Source organism: uncultured Winogradskyella sp. (assembly GCF_947496485.1).
Taxonomy (GTDB): Bacteria; Bacteroidota; Bacteroidia; order Flavobacteriales; family Flavobacteriaceae; genus Winogradskyella.
In genome coordinates, this window is record NZ_CANMCZ010000001.1 from 141,395 (window position 1) to 164,962 (window position 23,568).

A 23,568-nucleotide genomic window follows, 5' to 3' on the forward strand; every position below is an offset into this window, starting at 1 on the left:
GTTATTCTGAGACTATTTTACCATCTAGTAAATTAATAATTCGTGACCCATAAGCTGCATTACTTTCTGAGTGCGTAGCCTGGATTATGGTAACGCCACCTTTGTTTAATTCAGCAAACAACTCCATTATCTCTTCACCTTGTTTAGAATTTAAATTCCCTGTTGGTTCGTCAGCCAAGATCAATTTTGGTTTTCCTATTAAGGCTCTAGCAATACCAACCAACTGTTGTTGACCACCACTTAATTGAACAGGAAACAAATTCTTTTTACCAACAATATTAAATCGATCTAGCATATCTGCTACCAATGCTTTCCGTTCAGAGGATTTTACACTTTTGTAAAGCAATGGAGTTTCAATATTTTCCCAAACCGTTAATTCATCAATAAGATGATAGGCCTGAAATACAAAGCCGATATACTCTTTATAGAGTTTAGATCTACTCCTCTCCTTCATACTATGGACGGGTTCACCTAAAAAAGTATAACCACCTCCTGTAAAACTATCTAGCATTCCTATACAATTTAGTAAAGTTGATTTCCCTGAACCAGATGGTCCCATTAATGAAATAAACTCTCCTTCCTTAACTTGTAGATTAATATTATCTAACAAAGTAACTTTATTACTTCCAGAATTTACTGTTCTTGTTGCTTCATTTAAACTTAATAATGTATTTCCCATTTTTGGTTGTTTTTAGTCTATATGGTTAATTTGTGAATCCCCAAAACTCAATCCTCTGTTTACTTCTGCTTTACCCTTATAATATAGTTTAGCCTCACCATAAGCAGTGAATTTTATACTTTCTGAAGCCTGTATTCTAAATTCTGCTTCGCCATAAGCTTTAAGTTTAGACATTTTATTATCAACCTCAACTAAGTTAATTTCACCTTCACCATAAGCAGTTATATACTGATTTACAGTAGATCCTCCATTTATAGTTAACTGACTTTCACCATAAACATCAACATCAAATTCTACTATGTTAACCTCACTGAATGTAACTTGAGATTCACCATAAATTTTAAGTTTAAAATTTTCTACTTCAATTAAACTCTCACAAACTGTTATTTGCTCACCTCTTAAAGAAAGGTTATCTATGTTTTTATAAGTCACTCGAATAGTTAACACTTTGCCTTTGTAAATAGGCACTTTCATCTTGACTCCATTTTTTAAAACCTTTTTGTGTTTAGTTGTTTCTTTGGCATCATCCAAATACACTCTAAGGGTATTTCCGTTAACTTGAATATTAATTTTGTCTTCTGGTTCTGTACTATCTAAAATAGTAACGGAATTTTCATCTCCTTTTACAAAAGTGGTTTCAATATGCGGACTAATAATTACTTTATTAAAATCGCCTACTGTCTGCTTTGTTTGAGCAAGCGTTATTTGTACTAATAATACAAATTTAATTACGACTATAAGTTTGAAATTTTTCATGGTTTATATTAATTTTTGATTAATGATGATTCTTTTTTGATTTATTACTCGGTTCTTAAACTCTTTATTGGATTTGCAATAGCGGCTTTGATAGCCTGGTATCCTACGGTTACAAATGTTATTAATAATGCTAATACACCAGCTATCACAAATACTGTCCAGCTAATGTTTATTCGATATGCAAAATCTTGTAACCAGTTATTCATAAAGTATAATGCTAAAGGAAAACTTATCACTAATGAAATCAGCACAAGTTTCATAAAATCTACTGATAATAATTGAACAATTTTAGAAACACTTGCTCCAAATACTTTTCGTATTCCTATTTCTTTATTTCGTTGCTCAGCCATAAATGCTGCTAAACCAAATAAACCAAGACAAGCCACTATAATTGCTAATATTGAAAACAATAAACCTACATTGGCTGTACGCTTTTCTTTTTCGTAAAGCAACTCTAGTTTTTTATCTAAAAAGGTATACTCAAAAGCAGAATTAGGAGCAACATTTTTGAATGCGTTTTCAAAATTTAAAATAGTCTCTGTTAATACTTCATTTGAAAAACGAACCAACAGATATGATTTTGGTTCACGAGGTGCATTATGAAAAGCATATCCACCAATTGGACTATGTAATGAAGCAAAATTGAAATTATCAACAACACCATGTATATAAGCATTATCGCCAAGCTGCATATTCACTTTTTTACCAATGGCTTCCTCTGGTGTTAGCCCTAAGAAATCTACCGTTTTTTTATTTACAACAACTTCCACCAAAGTGTCACCTTGTTGCTTGTTCTTTGGTAGTAATTGACCAGCCAAAAGGTTTAGCTGTAATACATCGGAGACTTTATATTCTGAACGGTTGGTTTGAATACCCATACTCTCCTCGCTATTTGGTTTTTGTATACTTCTGCCACTAACTCCCATACCTGGATAACCTTGTGAACGGGCTACAAAAGAGACATTTGGCAATTTTTCAAAAGCATCTACTAAAGCTTTATTGGCTTGTCCACCACGTATTCCTGCAGTTGAAATAGCGATAACATTCTCTGGATTATAACCTAGATTCTTATTTTGAATATATTCTAACTGCTGATGAATAACAATAACGCTAATGATTAAAACTACTGATGCAGAAAACTGAACGACTACTAATCCTTTTCTTATAAAACTGGTCATTCCTCCTCTTCGCGAGGATGGTTTTAGAGCTTCTTTAGGAGAAAAACGGGAAAGATATAATGCAGGGTAAGAACCAGAAATAAAAGTTGTTACTAGCCAAATCAGTAATAAGAAGCCTAAAATTTTAACCGAAAATAATGCTGAAATATCTAATTGTTTTCCAGCAACTTCGTTAAAAACTGGCAAGGCTACGATGGTGAAAAGACCACCTAAAATCATTGCAATTGCAGTTATTAGTCCAGTTTCAATATAAAATCTAAATACTACATTTTTTACAGATGCACCAAGCGTTTTATTTATACCTACGTCAGTAGCGCGTTTTTGAGAGCGTGCGGTAATTAAATTCATGTAATTAATGCAAGCAATAATCAAGATTAAAATAGCGAGAGCAGTAAGATTTTGAATTTGATTAATATCACCATAATTATCAATATAACTATCAGAATATGCAGAAGAGTATAAGTGAATGTCTCTTAAAGATTGTAATGAAAAGTTATACCATTGCTCGTCTTTTTTAACATTGACATCTAAAATTCCTTGGATTTTACGCTCTGAAGTTGAAACACTTGGTGTGTCTGAATTAAAAACTACAAAAGTTTCAAAACTTGCATTATTCCAAGTTGGATTTTTAGCTGCATTTTGCATCATAAAAGGTGCAACCACATTAAAATTTATAGAACTATTATCAGCAAAATCTTTATAAACACCCTTAACTTCGAACGTATTTACATTGTCAACTGTCAGTGTTTTTCCTAAAGGATTTTTGTTCCCAAAATAACGTTTGGCTGTACTTTCTGAAAGTAGAATATTGTTAGGGCTTTTTAGGTTTTCTGCACCAGAACCATTTATAATTTCAACATCAAACATTTCTAAAATTGAAGGGTCAACCCAAAACAATTTATCTTCTGCAAACACATCGTTCTCGGATTTTATAAATGCGGTTCCTCCAAAATCATGTCTCAAAAACCGGCCGGATTCTGAGATTTCCGGAATCTTATCTTTAAGCTCAGGACCTAATGCCGATGGTACATTAGACCAAGTTTCTAAATCATCTTCAGTTGTATTAAGTAAAACTCTGTAAATTCTGTCCTTTTGTGTATACATAGTATCAAAACTACGCTCATGTAAAACAAATAAGAACAATACTAAAGTCGTAGCAAGACCTATTGACAATCCAACAATATTAACAATTGAGAATAAACGATTGGTCTTAAGACTTCTCCATGCAATTTTTATATAACTACGTATCATAACAAATGGATTTATTCGGTTTTTAAACTATCTACTGGATTTGCAACGGCCGCCTTTACAGCTTGGAAACTTACCGTAGCTAAAGCGATTAAGATGGCAAGTAAACCTGCTATTGCAAAAATCCACCAATTGATTTCTATACGATAAGCATAATCCTGAAGCCAGTTATACGTAGCATACCAAGCTATAGGAACCGAAATTAAAATTGAAACACCTACAAGCTTTAAGAAGTCTTTTGACAATAATTTCACTATTCCAGAAACGCTAGCTCCCAAAACTTTACGAACACCTATTTCTTTGCTTCGCTGCTCTGCAGTATAAGCTGCCAAGCCAAATAATCCTAAACATGAAATTAGTATTGCAAGAATGGCAAATATTTGAGAAAGTTCACCAACTAGCTGTTCGTTTTTAAACTTTGCATTAAAAGCATCATCTACAAATGTATATTCAAAAGGAAAGGCTGGATTATGTTTTTTTAGTACCGTTTCAATATCAGAAAGTGCTTTATCAACAGGCACTCCATCTTTTGTTTTTATAAACATGTATCTCGCATAATAAGGAAAATGCATAAACAATACTGGGTCACTAGCATCAAACATATCACCATAAACGTAATCTTTTACGACACCTATAATCTCCATATTATCTTCATCGCGACTGATTAAATTACCTACTGGATTCTCATCACCCATCATTTTAGCCAAGGATTCTGAAACCAAAGCATAAGAACTATCGGCTTCAAAATTATTGCTAAATCCTCGACCTTCAATAATTTCCATTCCTGTAGTATCAAAAAAGCTTTGAGTTACGTTTCTGAAAGAAATCAAAACATCTTCTGTATCCGTTCCTCCCTTCCAGCTAAAACCAGAACCATTGTTGCCACCAGATAAAATTTCAGAATTACATAATGTTGCATTGTGCACTGAACCAGTTCTTATTAGTTCTTGTTGAATTAAATCAAACTTTGGTATAAAATCATGATCAATTCGCATAGAGAGCAACTGGTCTTTATCATAACCTAATTCTCTATTTTTTGCATGTTGGATTTGTTGATATACTAATATTGTAAAAATTATGAATACGATGGAAATGGTGAACTGACCTATGACCAATCCTTTTCTAATAAATGAAGCCGAACCTTGCGTAACTTTCAATCCTTTTAAGACTTCAACAGGCTTAAAAGATGACAGATAAAACGCTGGGTATAAACCAGCAAAAATGCCTGAGATAATAGATATACTTACTAATACAAGAATATGTATTGGATTTGCTAATCCTAAAACTAAATCTTTTTCTATGATAAGATTGAATTGAGGCAATAAAACAGCAAGCAATAAAACGCTCAGAGCTGTAGCAATAAATGACAATACTAGCGCCTCAGAAATGAACTGCGTAATTAATCTTGAGCGACTAGAACCCATTGCCTTGCGAACACCAACTTCGTTTGCTCGCTTTTCACTTCGAGCAGTAGATAAATTCATGAAGTTAATACATGCAATCAACAAAATTATAAAGGCTATTATGGTAAATAAACGAACATAAGTAATTCTCCCCCCAACTACTTTACCATTTTCAAATTTTGAACGCAAGTGCCAATCTTTAATAGAATGTAAAAAGGCATAATCGTCTGTAAATTCAGCTTTCTTTCCTATAAGTTCTCTAACTTGCGCATCAACGGTTTCAAAATTTGCTTCTGGCGACAACTCTACAAAAGTGTCTGAAAAATTACTTCCGTATTCTGTCATCCATTCGGCTCCATCTCTATATCGCTCAAAAGGTGCTACCCAATCAAAAGGAAATGATACATTTTTAGGTAAATTTTCAATAACACCTGTTACTAAATAATTGTCTTTATTGCTTACTCTAACAACATTCCCAAGTGCTTTTTCTCCCTTACCGAAAAGTTGCTCTGCGATTTCTTGAGTTAATACAATAGCCTCAGGATTTTCAAATGCTTCTTCACGATTACCTTCAATAAATTTTAGAGTGAAAATATCTAAAAAGTCCGCATCGGCATAACGGCCTCTCCTATTTATTGAGTTGTCTCCAACAGTAAATAAACGTTCTTCGAGACTAGACCTTGTGGCTTTTAAAATCCCTGGAATTTCGTTTAACATATCTTGAGCTAACGGTCCTGGTGTTGAGTAGAATGTTCTCCATTCACCCTCATACTGTTGGTTCGTTGGCACATAATAAACCTGATCTTGTTTAGGAAAAGATTCATTAAAGCTGACCTCATCTTCAACCCAAAGAAAGATTAAACTTGCACAAGTAATACCTATAGCTAATCCAAAAATATTTAAAAAACTATAGCCTTTATTTTTCAGTAAACTTCTGAATGCTATTTTGATATAGTTAAGAATCATAAGTGTTCGTTTTTTGATTGATACTAATTATATAGTGAAGATGATGCCAGAAATACAATAACCTGATTTTCATTATCTTATAATTAATTTCAAAAACAAATGTGTTCGATTTTGATACACTTCTTGTTCAAAACCGAACACTTAAAATTTTGTTCTATTCAGACCGCAAAGAATTTACTGGGTTTGCAAATGCCATTTTTATAGATTGAAAACTACAGGTTGTTAATGCAATTAAAAGCGTTATTAATCCACCAAACAGAAACATCCATATTGATAACTCAATTTTATAAGTAAAGTCTTGAAGCCATAAATCCACAGCATAGTAAGCCAATGGTGCTGCTATGAAAAAAGCTATTATTATTAATATTACAAACTCTTTTGATAAAAGTGTTGCTATCTGTGTTACAGTAGAACCTAAAACTTTACGTATGGCAATCTCTTTAGATTTAGTCATAAGAATAAATGCCATTAATCCTAAAAGACCTAAACACCCAAGACTTATTGCTAAAATTGAGAGTATAGAAAACCCATTGAAAATAAGACGTTCTACAGCATATTCTTTGGCAATGGCATCATCTAAAAATCCATAATCATAGACAGAGGATTTAAAACTATCTTTCCAAGCAGTTTCTATAGAAGATAGTGTTGAGACATTAGTTTGTTTTATTTTGATAAAAGCGCTGTTCTGTAATATATTCCAGTTGATTATTATTGAAGGCGTAATCTCATATTGTAATGCATTATTATGATAATCTTTTACAACACCAACTATTGTGGCTTCTCCTTCATTTATAGTAAGCTTTTTTCCTATAGCCTCTTCAGGTGTCCAATTGTATGATTCCAGTAGTGCTTCATTCACTATAAATTGGTCAAATTTATCCTTTGTTGAAGTAAAGTTCTTCCCAGCTAATAATTTTAAATCGTAAAACTTAAGATAATTAGCATCACCTATTTTCATTTCGGAATAAACACCGTCATCATTGATGGCGTTTGGCAAGCGAAAAGATGTACCTAGAGACAAACCATTTATTCCCATAGGTGGACCTGATCCAAATGATACTTCTTCAACATTACTATTACTCAAGAGTGAACTCCTAAATACGTCTATTTTATCAAATTCTGGTGCTGGAGTAATGACAACTGTGTCTGTAGAAAATCCAACATCTTTCATTTTAAAGAACCGCATTTGCAACGTTATGACAACAACAGCAACAACGAAAATTTGCACAATAACAAACTGAAAAACAATTAATGACTTTCTCAATGTTAATCCTTTAGAACTCTTTACAATAGCTCTATTTTTAAGCGCTTTTATAGGATTAAATGATGATAGTACAATTGCTGGATATAGCGTAGCTAATAGAATTGTTACTACGCTAATTCCCAAAATTAAATATATATGACTTGAGTTTAGCTTTAAGTCTAAATTAATTATTGACAATGTATCGTTCAATTGCTCTAACGACATATAGACAATAATAATTGAAAGACCAAGTGCTATAATAATTAACAAGCTATTTTCAATAACAAATCTAAAAATTAAGCCTAGTCTGTTACTACCTAATACTTTTAACACACCGACTTCCTTTGATCTTAGAGCAGACTGTGCTGTTACAAGATTTATAAAGTTTACAATGGCAATAAGCAAAATAAAGAAGGCAACAATAAAAGCAATAGTAATAATCTTTACTGGCATAACATAACCGCCAGGACCACTTCCGTATAATGTATTTGTATGTATTTCACTTAATGGTTGTAATCTATAATTTGTCAGTTTATCATCTTTAGGCTTTAAATATTTTTTCTTCCAAAGTGCAATTTTTGATTCAATCTCTGCTTTTTGGTTTTTATTATTTAAAACTACAAACGTAGTGCCTTGATGATTACCAGACCAATCATTAGCATAGTACTCATTATTCTTTTTATATATAGCATAAGGAATTAATATTCCGAATTGGTAATTACTATTTCCTAATGGATTTTCTACCACTCCTTTAACTAAAAGAGGTTCTTTGTTATTTAGTGATATAACTCTATTAATAATAGATTGATAATTTTGTGCTTCAATATTAAAATATTTCTTTGCAATATCTTTTGTAAGAATTATAGAATTACTCTGATTAAAAGCAGTAGCCTTATGACCTGCCAACCAAGTGATATTATCAAAAACTTTAGGGTAAAAAGAATCCACAAAAAGAACATTAGTCTCTTCAAAAAGAGATTGAGAACCTTGATTATTTTTAATACCAAAGGTTTGTGTTGTTAATCCAACAATTTGTGTTACGGTATTTAATTCTGGTAAATCATTTCTTAAAGCTTCGGCTAATGGATATGGTGTTGTATTAAAATAGAACGTTTCTTCAGGAAATTCTTTGTGCTGAACTATTCTGTACGTCAACTCAGCTTTTGAGTGACCATCGTCAAAACTTGATTCATACTTAACAAATAATAATAGGACTAAACAGGAACTTATTCCAAGAGCTAAACCAAAAATATTTATAGCAGCACTTAATTTGTACTTAAAAATATTTCTCCATGCTATTTTAAAATAATTCCTAATCATGATTTCTTTTATTTTGTTATAATGAATTTACTCTGACCGCAAAGAATTTACAGGGTTAGCATTAGCCGCTTGTAAAGTTTTTACACTAATCACTAATAAAGCAAAGAAGATCATAGCACAGCCACTTAATAAGAAAACCCAAAAGCTAATGCTTGTTTTGTACACAAAATCTTGTAACCAATCATTAATACCATACCAAGCAATTGGTGCAGCAACAATAAATGCGATAGCTACAAGAATTAAAAACTCTTTACATAAAAGCGTATTAATCTGCAGTAATGAAGCACCAAGTACTTTACGAACACCAATTTCTTTAACACGACGATTTGTTGTGTAAATAACTAAACCCAAAAGACCTAAGCAGCTTATTAAAATAGATAAGCCCGTTGCCCAATTTAGAAGCTTAGATATTTTTTGTTCACGATTATAAAATTTTTGAATGGTTTCATCCATAAATTTAACCTCATAGTCATCTATTTCTGAATACACAGATTTATAAGCATTTTTAATTTCTGAAAGCGTTCCTTTTAAACCCTCAGAGGATTTATTTTGGAAAGCGATATGCACTTCTTGGAACTGACTAAACCATGATCGATTCCAATCTCCTCTTAATGCCATAGGTTTAATTTCACTTTTTAAAGACCTTTGATGAAAATCAGCCATAACACCAACAATTGCAATATTTTCTTCATTTAATTCAACGGTATTTCCTATTGCAGCTTCAGGATTTTTAAAACCAAGCCTTTTTCTGCAGGTTTCATTTATCACCAATTCTTTTATGGTGTCATTTCTAATTGATCTTCCTGCTAAGATTTCTAATTCAAATAATTTTGAATAATTAGCATCACCAAAAATAAATTGTAGCTCTGACTTAACTTCCTTCTCTCCATCCATGTAAGTTATATCTGTGCTATTAGAGGAAAATGATGCTGGTGGTGCACCACCAAGACTGACCTGTTTAATTTGCGATATAGTTCTTAATTTTTCTGCATACAATTCTTTTTTAGAAAGCTCACTTTCGCTTCTTGGACTGCGTATAGAAACAATAGCATCGGTGTTAAAGCCCATATCCTTATTTAACAAATAATTTATCTGTTTACCAACCAATAAAGTCGCTATTATAAAAACCTGAGCAATAGCAAATTGAAACACAGTTAAGAACTTTCTAAGCTTTACTTTTTTGTCCCCAACTGCTAAATGATTTTTTAATATGGAAACAGTATTAAACTTTGATAATACCAATGCTGGATAAAAACCAGATAAAAATGTTACTACAAGCAATAAAACAACTATTCCAATCAATACTAATGGTGTTTTAAAGAGCTCAAAACTCAAACCTTCTGGAACAAAATCTGAAAACACATTAATTAGCCATTTTGATAATGCTAATGATAATAAAGCCGATACCAAAACCAGTAAAAATGTCTCGCCCATAAACTGACCTATAATCTGTTTTCTAGAACTACCTAAAGTTTTTCTAATCCCAATTTCCTTAGCACGTTGAGATGCTTGAGCTGTATTTAGATTAATAAAATTAATACAGCCTAAAACCAAAAGAAATAAAGCAACCAAAGCTAAATTTGTGAGTAAGGTCTTGCTTGCTTGACCTTTAGACCAATCATAAATACCATAGTCTTGATTAAAATGAATATCTGCCAAAGGTTGTAATGTAAATAATTGCTCATATCCATATTTTTTAGCCTCTTCATCTTGATGTTCTTTAGCTAAATCCCCTAAATGATTTTCAACAGCGGCCATACTAGAAGATGCTTTTAGCTTTATAAAAAGTTGAGAATTTGAATTGGTATTATTCCACTGTTTATTGAGGAAATTCTCCCTTAACCGTGTTTGAAAAAGTGTAGGATGCGAGATAAATTCTTCAAAAACAATATCTGTTCGTTCTTTAAAATTCTCTACAATTCCTGTTACAGTAATATTTAGTGAATCATTATAAACTAAAGTTTTTCCTATGATATCATTAGGAGCTGTATTTGGAAAATAGTCCGCAGCTCTTTTTTCTGTTAAAATGACATTATTTGGACTAGATAACACATTAATATCATCTCCAGCTAAAAACTTATAATCGAAGATTTTAAAATAATTAGCATCTGCATAAATGACGAAATTTGGCCATTTAAATTCCGACCCTAATTCCTTATTTTCAACTTTAGAAGGACGTTCAATATAAAACCCACTTACAACTTCCAAATTTGAATTATCCTTAATAGCATCCTCTAATGCCAATGTAATACCAGGGTTGTAATTTTTTTCTTCTGGACTACTAAAATCCGTTACTACCCTATAGATTAGATCACCATCTTTATGAAAATCATCAAAAGTAGAATCATAAAAAATCATAAGACCAATTACAAAAGAAGCACTTAAACCTATTGTAAGGCCAATAACATTGATTAGAGAAAACACTTTGTGCTTCATTATGTTTCTCCATGCTATTTTGAAATAATTTTTAATCATGATTAATTGATTTATTCAGTTTTTAAACTCTCAACTGGATTGGCTATTGCAGCTCTAATTGCCTGAAAACTCAGTGTTATTAAGGCAATTAATAAAGCTATAATTCCTGTTACCATAAAAATCCACCAATTGAGTTCAATTCTAAATGCAAAATCTTCGAGCCATTTGCTCATAAACCACCACGCAATAGGAGCTGCAATGATGAAGGCAAGCATAACTAATTTTACAAAATCTGTAGATAGCATTCTAACTATATTAGTTACTGAAGCTCCTAATACTTTACGGATGCCTATTTCTTTAGTGCGTTGTTCAGCAATGTAGGTTGCCAACCCAAATAACCCGAGACAAGCAATAATTATAGCCAATAATGCAAAAGCAAGGGCAACTTTACCAACACGCCTTTCTTGACGATACATATTATCAAACGCTTCATCTAAAAATTCATATTTAAATGGCATTCCTGGAGCGGCAGCTTTGTATTTATTTTCAATTGTAGATATTAAACCACTAACATCAGTAGTATTGAAACGGTATGCTGTTTCCCAACTGTTATTTCCTAATTGGAAACACAAGGCTCCAACATTTTCGCGTAGAGATGCAAAATTGAAATTTTTTACCACACCAATGATAGTATATCCTTCAAGGCTATTGTCACCATTTGTTGTATATAGTTTTTTTCCTATTGGGTTTGTAAATCCTGCCAATTTAACAGCTGTTTCATTCAATATTATACCTGTTGAATCTGAACCAAAATCACGAGAAAAATTTCGACCAGATTTCATTTCCATACCTATGGTTTCCAAATAATCATAATCTACATTCCAATATTGCATATTAAATCCATTGGATTCTGTCATGACAGTTTCCGTGGAAAATGTGTTATCTGAGCGTGAAGAGCTACCTACAGGTAAATAACCAGCAAATGAAGCTGATTTTACTTCAGTTAATTGCTCAATATCATTTTTTAAAAACTCTCTAGTTTCACGTGGCAATCCAGAATTACTAACTACTAATACTTGATCTTTATTAAATCCTAAATTAGAGTTTTGAATATGGTTGAGTTGCTTGTAAATAACCACTGTACCTACAATTAGAATAATAGATGTTGCAAACTGAAATACTACTAAAAAATTACGTAACGTATTTTTCTTATTACCTGTTGATAATTTCCCTTTTAATACTTTAATAGGTTTAAATGAAGACAAGAAGAATGCTGGATATGTTCCTGCTAATCCACCTACTATAAATGGTAATACAAAAATAAAAATTAGAAATTTTGGGCTCAACAAGGAACTCATAAGCATTTCTTTTCCTGAAATATCATTAAACCAGCCTAACGAAATCCATACAAATAATAAACCTACAAAAAGTGCTAGAACAGCAATTAAAGTTGATTCTGTTAGAAATTGCCTAATAAGTGCTTTCTTTTCAGAACCTAAAACTTTACGAATTCCAACTTCTTTTGCTCTACCAGAAGATCTTGCAGTAGTAAGATTCATAAAATTAATACAGGCAATCAATAATATAAATAGTGCGGCAGCAGAAAAAATATAAACATATTGAATGTTGCCGTTGGCACTTATTTCAGCATATCTAGAAGAATGTAAGTGCACATCTGTAAGTGGCATTAAAGAATATTCTAATTTATTGCCACCTGCCTCAAAATCATCTATGCTTTCAATTTGCATAAATTGAGCTGCCTGCGGAACTATATACTTGTCAATAATTTCTGTAAAATTCTTATTAAAATCCTTATAATCAATACCCGCTTTTAACAGTACATAAGTATGAAAATTATGACTTAAATAATTTCCGAAATCATAATTTACATTATCCATTGAGAAAAAGAAGCCGAAATTGAAATGCGAGTTTCTTGGCATATCCTCAATAACTGAAGTTACTTTGTATAACGTACTTTCGTTATCATCGGTTTCTAATAGTTGTCCTATTGCTAATTGAGGACTTCCAAAATAACGCTTAGCAACGGTTTCTGTTATAACTACTGTATTTGGATCGTTAAGTGCCGTATGTGTATCACCTAGTATAGCAGGAAGTGTGAAAACCTTAAATAATGTAGAATCGGCATGTGCTACTGCTGATTCGCTAATATATTCGTTTCCTTTTTTAATTAACTTAGAACCTTGGGAGGCATAAAGTCTCACATACTCTTCAACCTCCGGATAGTCGCTTTTTAAAGCTTCACCCATAGGATCTGAACTTAATGCCATACTCAATTCAGTTCCTCCAAAAATAATATCAGAATTTACTCTGTATATGCGATTCGCATTTTCATGATAGCGATCGTAACTCAGTTCATCTATGACGAACATAGAAATCACAATAAAACAACCGATACCCAATGATAAACCTACAATGTTAATCGCTGTAAAGCCTTTGTTCTTTAAAAGGTTTCTCCATGCTATTTTGAAATAATTTTTAATCATGATTGCTTGTTTTTTGATTGATGATATAATTACTCGGTCCGCAATGATTTTACAGGGTTAGCAGTTGCTGCTTTTATGGTTTTCGCTGCTATTGTAGCTATAGCAATTAACAAAGCAATTCCACCAGCCATAAGAAATATCAAAATATTAAGATCAATGCGATAAGCATAATTTTGTAACCATTGACTCATTGCCCACCATGATATAGGAGTTGCTAAGACAAAAGCGACAGCCACTAATTTTAAAAAATCCTTTGTCAAAAGCACTGTAATTGCTGAAACACTAGCACCCACTATTTTGCGAACCCCTATTTCCTTACGGCGTTGAGCAACAATAAGTAATGACATCGCAAACAAACCTATACAACTTAGAGTAATAGCCAAAATAGAGCCACTACCAATCATCGTTATCATATTACGTTCGCTACGTAAAGTCCTGTCTATATTTTCATTTAAAAATGAGCCTTGGAATTCTGCATTTGGCTCTACATTTGCCCAAGCTTCTTTTACACTTATATAAGATGCTTCTAAATTTTGCGGTGCAACTTTTACGTAGACGTTACGCAAATTCCAGTTGGGTAAGGCAAAAAGGGACATAGGTGCGATATTCCGATCAAGTTCTTGAAAATTAAAATCTTCAATAATGCCAACAATAGAAAATAACTTATCGTCAATGTTAATTTTAGAATTCAGTAATTCTTGTTCATTTAGTTGTTTTGCCATTGACTCATTAATGATAACAGATAAACTATCGCTAGCTAAGTTTTTTCTAAAAGATCTACCTTCAACTAAATTTAAATCTAGAGTTTCAATATAGTCTGAATCTACAACCAGCATGTGAGTTTCTACTCCCCTACCTTTGTAATCAAAACCCAATATACTTGTAGATCGAGATCCATCTTTGCCAAGACCCAAAATATTGTTTGATGCTGTGACACTCAAAATATTCGGTTTATCTTGAAGCGCATCTCTTACTAATTGCAAGGCTTGTTGGTCATTGCGTTTTCCGTTAAGCGGAAAAGCAATCACCTGCTCTTTATTGAAACCTAAATCTTTGGTTTTCATAAACTCTACTTGATCCTGAAGTACTAGCGTTCCACTTATAAGTAATATGGCTATTCCAAACTGCAATACCATTAGGCTATTACGCAAGTAGTTTTTTCCATTACTATCTAGTTTACCTTTAAGACTTTGTAATGTCCCAAGACGACTCATTAATATTGCAGGATAGCCGCCAGCTATTAACGTAATACCTATGACACTAAATATGAGTAATGTTATTAAAGAAGGATTAAAAAAGGTTTCGAACGAGGCCCTTGTACTAAACAATATCTGAAAATGAGGTAATAAAAGCATTGCTAGCAAAACTCCTAAGCCTGCAGAGAGCATAAATACTAATATACTTTCACCCCAAAACTGGAAGAATAATTGTTTCTTATTTGCTCCTAAAGTTTTGCGCATTCCGACCTCTCGAAGTCTTCTATCACTTTTGGCAATACTCATGTTTATGAAGTTAACACAAGCGATAAACAAAATTAAGATAGCAATGCCTAATACTAAATATGGCATTGTACGATTTACAGTTACTGGACCTTGATTAAAATTAGCAAATCGAATATCTGCCAAAGGCAATAACTTTATTTGCCTGTAATTACCATCAGCATTAGGTTGAGCACCATCTCGCTTAGCGTTTTCGATTTCATCTTTGTAGTGAAGCTGAGTAAAATCCTTTGTGCTACTTTCAAACTGAATAGGTGTTATTTCCTTAGAAAGTTGCATGTAAACCTCGTGATTTTCCACATCCCAACGTCCTACTCCTCGCTCATAAGCATGATACCCTTGACTTTTAAAATTCAATATGACATCAAAACCCACAGAACTAGTTTCTGGAAAATCTTCTACAATTGCTGTAATAGTAAATGGCACCTCCTGCTCATCTCTTAAAATTGTAACTGTTTGTCCAATCGCATTTTCATCGCCAAATATTCGCTTTGCTGCAAATTCAGAAATAACGACAGAAGATTCTGAATTTATAGGGTTTTGTCTATCTCCCTTAATTATCGGAAAGCTAAACATGTCAAAAAAATCAGGGTCAACATAAGCACCGCTCATACCTAATTGCTTGTCTTGATAACTCAACAACACACTCCCACCGTTGTAGCGTGTAATCTTTTCAACTCCTGATACTTCATCGCGTAGTGCAGCTGAAAAGGGTTCTGATTTAGAGATATTGGCTTCGATACCGTTTGGTGCACTATCTTCGGAGTACACCATATATAAACTGTCACCATGTTCATGAAAACGATCATAAGAAAGTTCGTATGTGGCATACATAGCTAACAATAGAGCTACACCAAATGCAGCCGTAAGACCTACAACATTTAATGCTGTAAACGTTCTATTTTTCCATAAACTTCTAATTGCTATTTTAAAATAATTCCTAATCATGAATATTTGTTTTTTGATTGATGATAATTACTCAGTACGCAATGATTTTACAGGGTTAGCTGTTGCTGCTTTTAATGATACCAACCCTACAATAAAAATCGTCACTACCAATACAGAAGCTGAAATGGCCAGTATAGTAAAGTGATTAATACTTATCCTATATGCAAAATTTGAGAGCCAGTTTTTAATAACCATAAAAGCTATTGGCCAAGCTATAATAGTTGCTAAAGCAATAAATAAAACATACTCTTTAACTGAAATCTTAAGGATTGATGTCACAGAAGCACCTAACACTTTACGTATTCCTATTTCTTTGGTTCTACCCACAATTAATAATAGTGTGATACCGATAACGCCTAATAATGAGAGGAAAACCGCAATAAAGTTTAAAAGAAAAACTAACTTCCCTATCTGCTTATCTTGAGCATGAAGTTGTTGATAATTAGCATCTAAAAATTGTAATTCTAATGGGTATGGTTCATTAAGTTCATCATAAGCGCTATAAATTTTTTCTAAACCTGATTCAGTACTTTCAGAATTTATAGCTATAATGCTCATACCATTCATGCGCACACGATTTGAAAGCGTAACAAAATATGGCTGAATTTTCTCTCTCAAGGAAAACAAATTAATGTCCTCAAATATGCCATCTATTGTAAATGGAAAGCCAACATTACCATCTTCATCTGTGTATCCTGGTTCTGTAATGATTGTTAAACCAATAAGCTCTTCTTGAGTTATATTCTTTATTTCTGCAATCTTTTTTGCTGCAGTACGATTTATAATTGTTCGTCTTTGCTGGTTTTCGATATTATTAATTATGGATCCTGACAAAGTTGTTTTTATTCCATAAGCATCAAGCGCAGCATAGTCCATATAAAGTTGATTAGCATCATCGTAAACTGTTTCTATCCCGTCAATTTTATAATTCAATTGATTGAATGTTCCAATAGCCAGTGAAGACCCGTTTGCAACAGTTTCAACTTCTGGAATTTGCTTTAACTTTTGTTGAAACACGTCAAGGTTTTCAGGCGATGTACTAGCGTAAACAATATTGTTTTTATTAAATCCCAAATCTTTATTAACAATATAATCTACTTGACCTTGAATGAAATATGAAATAGCCGTAATACCAATGATGATAACAAACTGACTAATAACTAAATATTTTCTAACTGAAAAATCCTGATAAGCTTTTTCCTTTAACTTATCTTGAAATAGACTTTTAGCACTCTTTCCTGACAAACTCAATGCTGGTAAAACACTAGATATCAAACCTATAAGTATAGCTAAAATTAAAACTGAGATATAAACTTGATAACCTTGTATTAAACCAGTTTGTAGCTCAACACCCATTAAAATATTAAAACTTGGCACTACAATCGGTAATAATAATGCAGCCAAAAGAAATGAAATAACTGATAACAAAATACCTTCAAAAATAAATTGCCTAACTACTGAACTCCTCGAAGCACCTATTACTTTTTTAATACCAATTGTCTTGGACTGTTTAGTTTTTATAGCTAGTGTAAAATTGGAATAGTTAAAAACACAAATCCCCAAAATAAATAGTGCAAAAAAGCCAATTAAATACACATAATTAATATTTCCAGGTGACTTTAATTCATAAAGAATATTAGATTTTAAATGAATATCCTTTATCGGTTGTAAAAAATGTGATATGTATGTTGAATTGTCTACAAGACTAGGATTTATTGAAGCCACATTATCGCTAATTCGTGCTTCTATATCGCTTTTAGCTGCGCCTTTTTCAGCTTTCAAATACACATGACTTCCCCAATAATTCAGACGTTCTTTATACAATGCCACAGAAAAATCGAAATGGGAATTTTTAGGAATATCTTTTATAATTCCTGCCACCGAGTAATCTTCACCAGCAATGGTTACCGTTTTATTTATCAGCTCATTGTTGTTGACATTTGACATAAGTCTATTTGCAACTGATTCTGTTAACAAAACTGTATTCTTATTTTCGTAAAAGTTTTCAAAGGTCCCAGAATTTAAATTCCAAGTAAATATCTCGCAAAACGATTTTGGTGTATTCGTAGACAATACATCCTTTATAGTGATTTCTTTATCCTCAAAACGTATATAATCTAAACTTGGTGTTGTTATAAAATGTGTTGCAGATTTGGTGCCAGGCAAATCAGATAATCTCGTTATTTGATCTACTTGACTTTTTCCATCTGAATCATTCCAATTACTAAAACCGATCACGCTGTAATCCTGTGATCTCAAAGTTATGCCTAAACGATATATAGAATCTGAATCTTTATGGAAGTTATCATAGCTCGTTTCAAATTTTAAATAGGCAAAAGCTACATAAATAACCATTATACTAACTACTAAACTTACTAGATTAAAAGTTGTAAAAAGTGCATGGGATTTAAAACCTCTAAATGCTATTTTCAGACTATTTCTTAACATATTTTCTTTTTAAAATCTTTTTTTACTCAGTACGCAATGATTTTACAGGGTTAGCTGTTGCTGCTTTGATAGCTTGAAAACTGACAGTAATTAATGTAATTATCAAAGCTCCAAAACATGCAATTGCAAAAACATCCCAACCAACTGTGGTACGATAACTAAACTTCTGCAACCACTGTCCCATAACATAATATGCCAAAGGAGACGCTACTAAAAGTGAGACTACTACAAGAGTTATGAAGTCTTTTGATAGTAATAACCATAACTGGCTAATTGATGCTCCCAATACTTTTCTAACACCTATTTCTTTGGTACGCTGTTCCGCAACAAAAGATGCTAATCCAAATAAACCTAAACAGCTAATAAAAATAGCTAGTGCTGTAAATACCCTTGCCAAGCTAGCAATTCGCTCTTCTGATCTGAATTTCTTTCCATACTCCTCATCCACAAATTGATAATCAAAAGGTGTGTTTGGAAAGTTCTTTTTAAACACTCCTTCAATAAGTGCCAAGTTTTCACTAGTACTCTTTTCAGGATTTAATCTCAAATTATAAAATGCTATGTTCCCATACTTTTCAAAAACATACATAGCTTGTTTTACAGGACTATAAGGTGATTGTACGACCATATCCTCAACTACACCAACAATTTTCAGAGGTGGTTCTGGGTCAGGATCATCTATATCTGAATCTCTAATGAATTTACCTATTGGGTTTGTCAAATTCATATACTTAACTGCTGTTTCATTAAGAATTACAGCGTTGGAATCTGTAGCAAATTCTCTAGAAAATCCACGTCCTTCTTTTATTTTTAAACCTAAGGTTTTAACGAAATCGTAATTAACAGACGTATGTGCTAAATCTTCTTGAAAACCAACGGGCTTGCCTTCCCATGCATAACCACTTCGGTTTGACCATACATTTGTAGTTGGACTGCTCATCGTAGTCATGCTCATCGCGCCACCTGAAGCAACAAACTGAGTTCGCATAGTTTCGTGTTTTCCAACAAATTCAGAACTCATTACAGGAATTTGTATTAAGCCTTCTCTATCGTAACCTACAGGTCGATCTTTACTGAACTGAATTTGGTTCATTACGACGAGTGTGCCAATAATCAGTGCAACTGAAACTGTAAACTGTGCTACAACCAATACTTTTCTTGGTAATGAAGAATAACGACCAGCTTTAAAAGTTCCTTTTAAAACTGATACAGGATTAAAAGATGATAGGTATAAAGCTGGATAACTACCAGCCAAGAATGCTGTGATAACTATAAAAAGTAACGATAACAACCAGAACATAGGATTTGTCCATGGAAAAACTATGGCTTTACTTGCCAAGTTATTAAAACCATTTAAAAACAGTAATACTATACCTACTGCTAAAACAAATGATAATACTACAATTAAAAAAGACTCTGTTAAAAATTGAAAAATAAGTTGACCACGCTGTGAACCAATAGACTTACGAATACCAACTTCTGTTGCTCGTTTTTCCGAACGTGCTGTGCTTAAGTTTACAAAATTGATACAAGCCAATAACAATACAAATAAACCGATGATACCAAATAACCAAACATTCTCAATTCTGCCACCAGTTTGCACTCCATTCTCAAAATCAGCCCTTAAATACCAATCCTTCATAGGAAATAAGAAGATTTGAGGATTAAACTCAGCCTCACCTGCCGATGCATTCTTTTTTATATCAAGGATTTTTGCTGTAACAGCTTCCATAGTTGTATTCTCATTAATTTGGGCAAACATCTGAAACGAATTATTTCCCCAATGATCTTTTGCATTCTCTAACCATGGTTGTGTAGTAATGTAGTACTTCCAAGGAATTAAATATTCCATATCGCTAAACGAATTACTTTCTGGAATATCCTGATAAACCGCAGTAACCACTAAATCATCTTCATTATTTATTTTTATGGTTTTACCAATAGCTGTCGACTCCCCAAATAGCGACTGTGCTGTTGACTTAGAAATCATAATAGCGTTTACTTCTTTTAAACCATCTCTAACACCTTCCAAAATTTCTAAATTCAGCATTTCTGTTGCGCCTTCTTGCATAGCATTTCCTGTCCTATAAATATTGGTCTCACCAAACTTAAGGTAACGCGGTTGCTCCCAAGATGACATAATAATATGCTCAAAATTATCCGCTTGTTGTTCTCTCATAGCAAACTCTAAAGGCCTTGGTATCGCTGGGCCAGTATCAACAATATCATTTGCTGATTCATGTTGAAAAACCTGAGCAATAGTTGCTTTGTCTTTAAAGTAACTATTGAAGTTCAGCTCATCATAAATCCAAAGTCCAATTAACATTGTTGCGGCCATTCCAATAGCTAGCCCTGAAATATTAATCAATGAATACACTTTGTTTTTAAGTAAATTTCTAAACGCTATTTTGAAATAATTTCGGATCATGATTGTTCGTTTTAACTGTTCGTTTTTTATACTGAAACAAATTCAGCACGAGTTGATGATTTATTCTGATCTTAGAACCTTTGCTGGGTTTACTAAAGCCGATTTAATGGCATGATAGCTAATAGTTAATAGCGCGATTACTAAAACCATAATTCCAGCAAATAGAAATACAGTCCAAGACATCTCGATTCTATATTCGTAATCTTGTAACCAAGTATACATTAAATAATAGGCTATAGGAATAGCAACAACTAGAGCTAACAAGATTAAGGTTAAAAAATTTCCTGTTAATAATTTAAAAATAGTTTGCATTGAAGCCCCTAAAACTTTTCTAACGCTCATTTCTTTATTCCGTTGCTCAACCATATAAGCGGAGAGTGCTAATAAGCCCAAACAAGCAACTAATATTGCTAAAATGGCAAAAGCCGTAAATATGACTTTTATTCTACTAACGCTATCGTACATTTTCGCAAAAGAAGCATCCATAAACTCGTAACGAAAAGCCATATTAGGAACAAATTCCGTCCATTTGTTTTCCATTGATGCCAGTACTGATGAAACATCACTAGTATTCATTTTAACTGATGTAATTGAAGAACTAATACCACTAAAAAAACAAAGTGGTCTCACTGTTGTTTTCATCGTATCGAAATTGAAATCTTCCACGACTCCAATGATTTCGTAGAGCTGACCACCTCGGGAAACTCGTTTACCTACGGGTTCCTTTAGTCGTAATTCTTTGACCATAGCTTGGTTCATTATAACGGCTTGTTCATCTGAGGCTCTGCCTTTAATAAAATTACGTCCGCTTACCAAATTCATACCCATAGTTTCAATATAGTCTTCATCTATAACCCATGCTTGTCCTGGAGTTGTTTCATCAATACCATCTTTTCCTTCGTTTACAAAACTATTTCCGTTTCGTTTTGTTCCTTCAATAGGTAAATAATCACTTATAGTAACACTGCTAATTCCAGATAATTTTTTAAGCTCCTCTTTAAATGTTTCAACCTGTTCGTTTAAGGCATTAGTGCTATAGATTTGAACGACCTGATCTTTCTCAAAACCAACTTTTGAGTTTAAGATATAATTCATTTGCTGGTTTACTATGAGTGTACCAACTATTAAAATAATTGAAACCGCAAATTGAAATACCACCAAGCTACTCCTTAATCCACCAGATTTGCTTTTTGAACTAAGCTTACCCTTAAGAACATTTATAGGATTAAAGCTTGAGAGGTAAAAAGAAGGATATAAACCAGCAAGAATACCAACAATTATTGATGCTGCTAAAACCGTAGGTATAAAACCAATACTTGTCCATGGTATAATTAGATCTATGCCAGACATCGTTCTGAAAAGAGGCATTAATAGTGCTGATAATAATATTCCAATAATAAAGGCTGATAATGCTATCAATATAGACTCTACCAAAAACTGACCAATAAGCTGCGAACGCGAAGAACCAACGACTTTTCTCAATCCAACTTCTTTAGCGCGACTAGTGGATTTTGCTGTTGAAAGATTTACAAAATTAATACTGGCAATAATGAGAATGAATAATGCTACGATACCAAAAATCCAAATTATCCTTACATCATTTCGAGAGCTTGATTCATAATTTACATGAGTGGAATAGAGATTAATATCTGTTAAAGGTTGTAAATACATTTTCTCTCTTTCATGTGCTTTTTCCCATCCAGCAAATCCTGCCAACTTATAAGAGGGCTTTATATATTTTTCCATTAACGTACTATCCATCTTAGTCTCAAAAGCTGAAACATCTATCTCAGATTTTAGACTCAAATATGTAAAATAATTGTTTTGAAACCATCGTGTTTGTTCCCCTCCTCCAAACTCGACATCTTTTAGCGTTATGAAAAAATTGTAATCTAAATGAGAATTACTTTTAAAATCCTCCATGACACCCGTAATTTTAAATGGCCTTTCATTGTTACCATTTAAATACATGCTACGCCCAATAGGGTTTTGATTTTTAAAATACTTTTTTGCGATGGTTTCAGAAATAACAATGGTATTTGGTTTTGAAAGTACCGTTTTACCTTCTCCATAAACCATTTTAACATCCATAATATCAATTATCGACTGGTCTGCATACGTAAACCCTTCTTCATAATGTTGAGCATCTTCGCCGTCAAAACGTATTTCATTACTTCCGGCTCCCCAAAACAAACCATTAGACATTAGTCTTCCTGAATTTTTTACTTCTTCAAAATCGGTTAAGAGTGTTGGTGCTGTATTTGCTGAAAAATGTATACCTGCGTCTACACGTTCGCCATCTATATAATCGCGATTTAATCTGTATACATTTTCAGAATTAGCAACGTGCTTATCGTAGCTACTTTCATGAAAAATATAAATTGAAATTAAAATACAGGCAGCTACACCTATGCTTAATCCAAAAATATTGATAAATGAGAAACCCTTGTTCTTTAAAAGGTTTCTGAGCGCTATCTTGAAATAATTTTTAAGCATAACTTCTGAGAATTACTGTTAGTTTTTTGATTGATTT

At 32.8% G+C, this 23,568-nt stretch carries 11 protein-coding genes; all 11 read right to left on the reverse strand.

Annotated features, from left to right (window positions below):
- Position 1: 1 nt before the first annotated feature.
- Positions 2-679, reverse strand: coding sequence for an ABC transporter ATP-binding protein (locus Q0822_RS00630; RefSeq protein ID WP_299118908.1), 678 nt, complete (start codon positions 677-679; stop codon positions 2-4).
- Positions 680-691: 12 nt separating this feature from the next.
- Positions 692-1,435 (reverse strand): DUF2807 domain-containing protein, encoded by a 744-nt coding sequence (locus tag Q0822_RS00635; RefSeq protein ID WP_299118910.1) that lies wholly within the window; start codon positions 1,433-1,435, stop codon positions 692-694.
- 44 nt (positions 1,436-1,479) lie between these two features.
- Entirely contained in the window at positions 1,480-3,864 is a 2,385-nt protein-coding gene (locus Q0822_RS00640; RefSeq protein ID WP_299118911.1) for an ABC transporter permease, read from the reverse strand.
- 11 nt (positions 3,865-3,875) lie between these two features.
- The gene (locus tag Q0822_RS00645) at positions 3,876-6,230 is read right to left on the reverse strand and encodes an ABC transporter permease (RefSeq protein ID WP_299118912.1); all 2,355 of its coding nucleotides are present in this window, start codon (positions 6,228-6,230) and stop codon (positions 3,876-3,878) included.
- Between the two features lie 154 nt (positions 6,231-6,384).
- Complete coding sequence (locus Q0822_RS00650) at positions 6,385-8,793, reverse strand: ABC transporter permease (protein WP_299118913.1); 2,409 nt, start codon at positions 8,791-8,793, stop codon at positions 6,385-6,387.
- A gap of 27 nt (positions 8,794-8,820) precedes the next feature.
- Entirely contained in the window at positions 8,821-11,268 is a 2,448-nt protein-coding gene (locus Q0822_RS00655) for an FtsX-like permease family protein (protein ID WP_299118914.1), read from the reverse strand.
- An 11-nt stretch (positions 11,269-11,279) separates the two neighbouring features.
- Positions 11,280-13,712, reverse strand: a complete 2,433-nt coding sequence (locus tag Q0822_RS00660; RefSeq protein WP_299118915.1) for an ABC transporter permease — start codon at positions 13,710-13,712, stop codon at positions 11,280-11,282.
- A 29-nt stretch (positions 13,713-13,741) separates the two neighbouring features.
- Positions 13,742-16,159: an ABC transporter permease gene (locus Q0822_RS00665; protein WP_299118916.1), complete on the reverse strand. Its 2,418-nt coding sequence runs from the start codon at positions 16,157-16,159 to the stop codon at positions 13,742-13,744.
- Positions 16,160-16,186: 27 nt separating this feature from the next.
- Positions 16,187-18,607 carry an ABC transporter permease gene (locus Q0822_RS00670; protein WP_299118917.1) on the reverse strand — a complete coding sequence of 807 codons (2,421 nt, stop codon included), beginning with the start codon at positions 18,605-18,607 and terminating at the stop codon, positions 16,187-16,189.
- Positions 18,608-18,629: 22 nt separating this feature from the next.
- Positions 18,630-21,035, reverse strand: a complete 2,406-nt coding sequence (locus Q0822_RS00675) for an ABC transporter permease (RefSeq protein ID WP_299118918.1) — start codon at positions 21,033-21,035, stop codon at positions 18,630-18,632.
- Between the two features lie 60 nt (positions 21,036-21,095).
- Positions 21,096-23,531 (reverse strand): ABC transporter permease, encoded by a 2,436-nt coding sequence (locus tag Q0822_RS00680; protein ID WP_299118919.1) that lies wholly within the window; start codon positions 23,529-23,531, stop codon positions 21,096-21,098.
- Between the last annotated feature and the right edge of the window lie 37 nt (positions 23,532-23,568).

Coding starts and splice junctions, on each gene's coding strand:
- Q0822_RS00680 (WP_299118919.1), bottom strand. CDS start 23,531: ATGCTTAAAAATTATTTCAAGATAGCGCTCAGAAACCTTTTAAAGAAC.
- Q0822_RS00635 (WP_299118910.1), bottom strand. CDS start 1,435: ATGAAAAATTTCAAACTTATAGTCGTAATTAAATTTGTATTATTAGTA.
- Q0822_RS00630 (WP_299118908.1), bottom strand. CDS start 679: ATGGGAAATACATTATTAAGTTTAAATGAAGCAACAAGAACAGTAAAT.
- Q0822_RS00665 (WP_299118916.1), bottom strand. CDS start 16,159: ATGATTAGGAATTATTTTAAAATAGCAATTAGAAGTTTATGGAAAAAT.
- Q0822_RS00655 (WP_299118914.1), bottom strand. CDS start 11,268: ATGATTAAAAATTATTTCAAAATAGCATGGAGAAACATAATGAAGCAC.
- Q0822_RS00670 (WP_299118917.1), bottom strand. CDS start 18,607: ATGTTAAGAAATAGTCTGAAAATAGCATTTAGAGGTTTTAAATCCCAT.
- Q0822_RS00640 (WP_299118911.1), bottom strand. CDS start 3,864: ATGATACGTAGTTATATAAAAATTGCATGGAGAAGTCTTAAGACCAAT.
- Q0822_RS00650 (WP_299118913.1), bottom strand. CDS start 8,793: ATGATTAGGAATTATTTTAAAATAGCATGGAGAAATATTTTTAAGTAC.
- Q0822_RS00645 (WP_299118912.1), bottom strand. CDS start 6,230: ATGATTCTTAACTATATCAAAATAGCATTCAGAAGTTTACTGAAAAAT.
- Q0822_RS00660 (WP_299118915.1), bottom strand. CDS start 13,712: ATGATTAAAAATTATTTCAAAATAGCATGGAGAAACCTTTTAAAGAAC.
- Q0822_RS00675 (WP_299118918.1), bottom strand. CDS start 21,035: ATGATCCGAAATTATTTCAAAATAGCGTTTAGAAATTTACTTAAAAAC.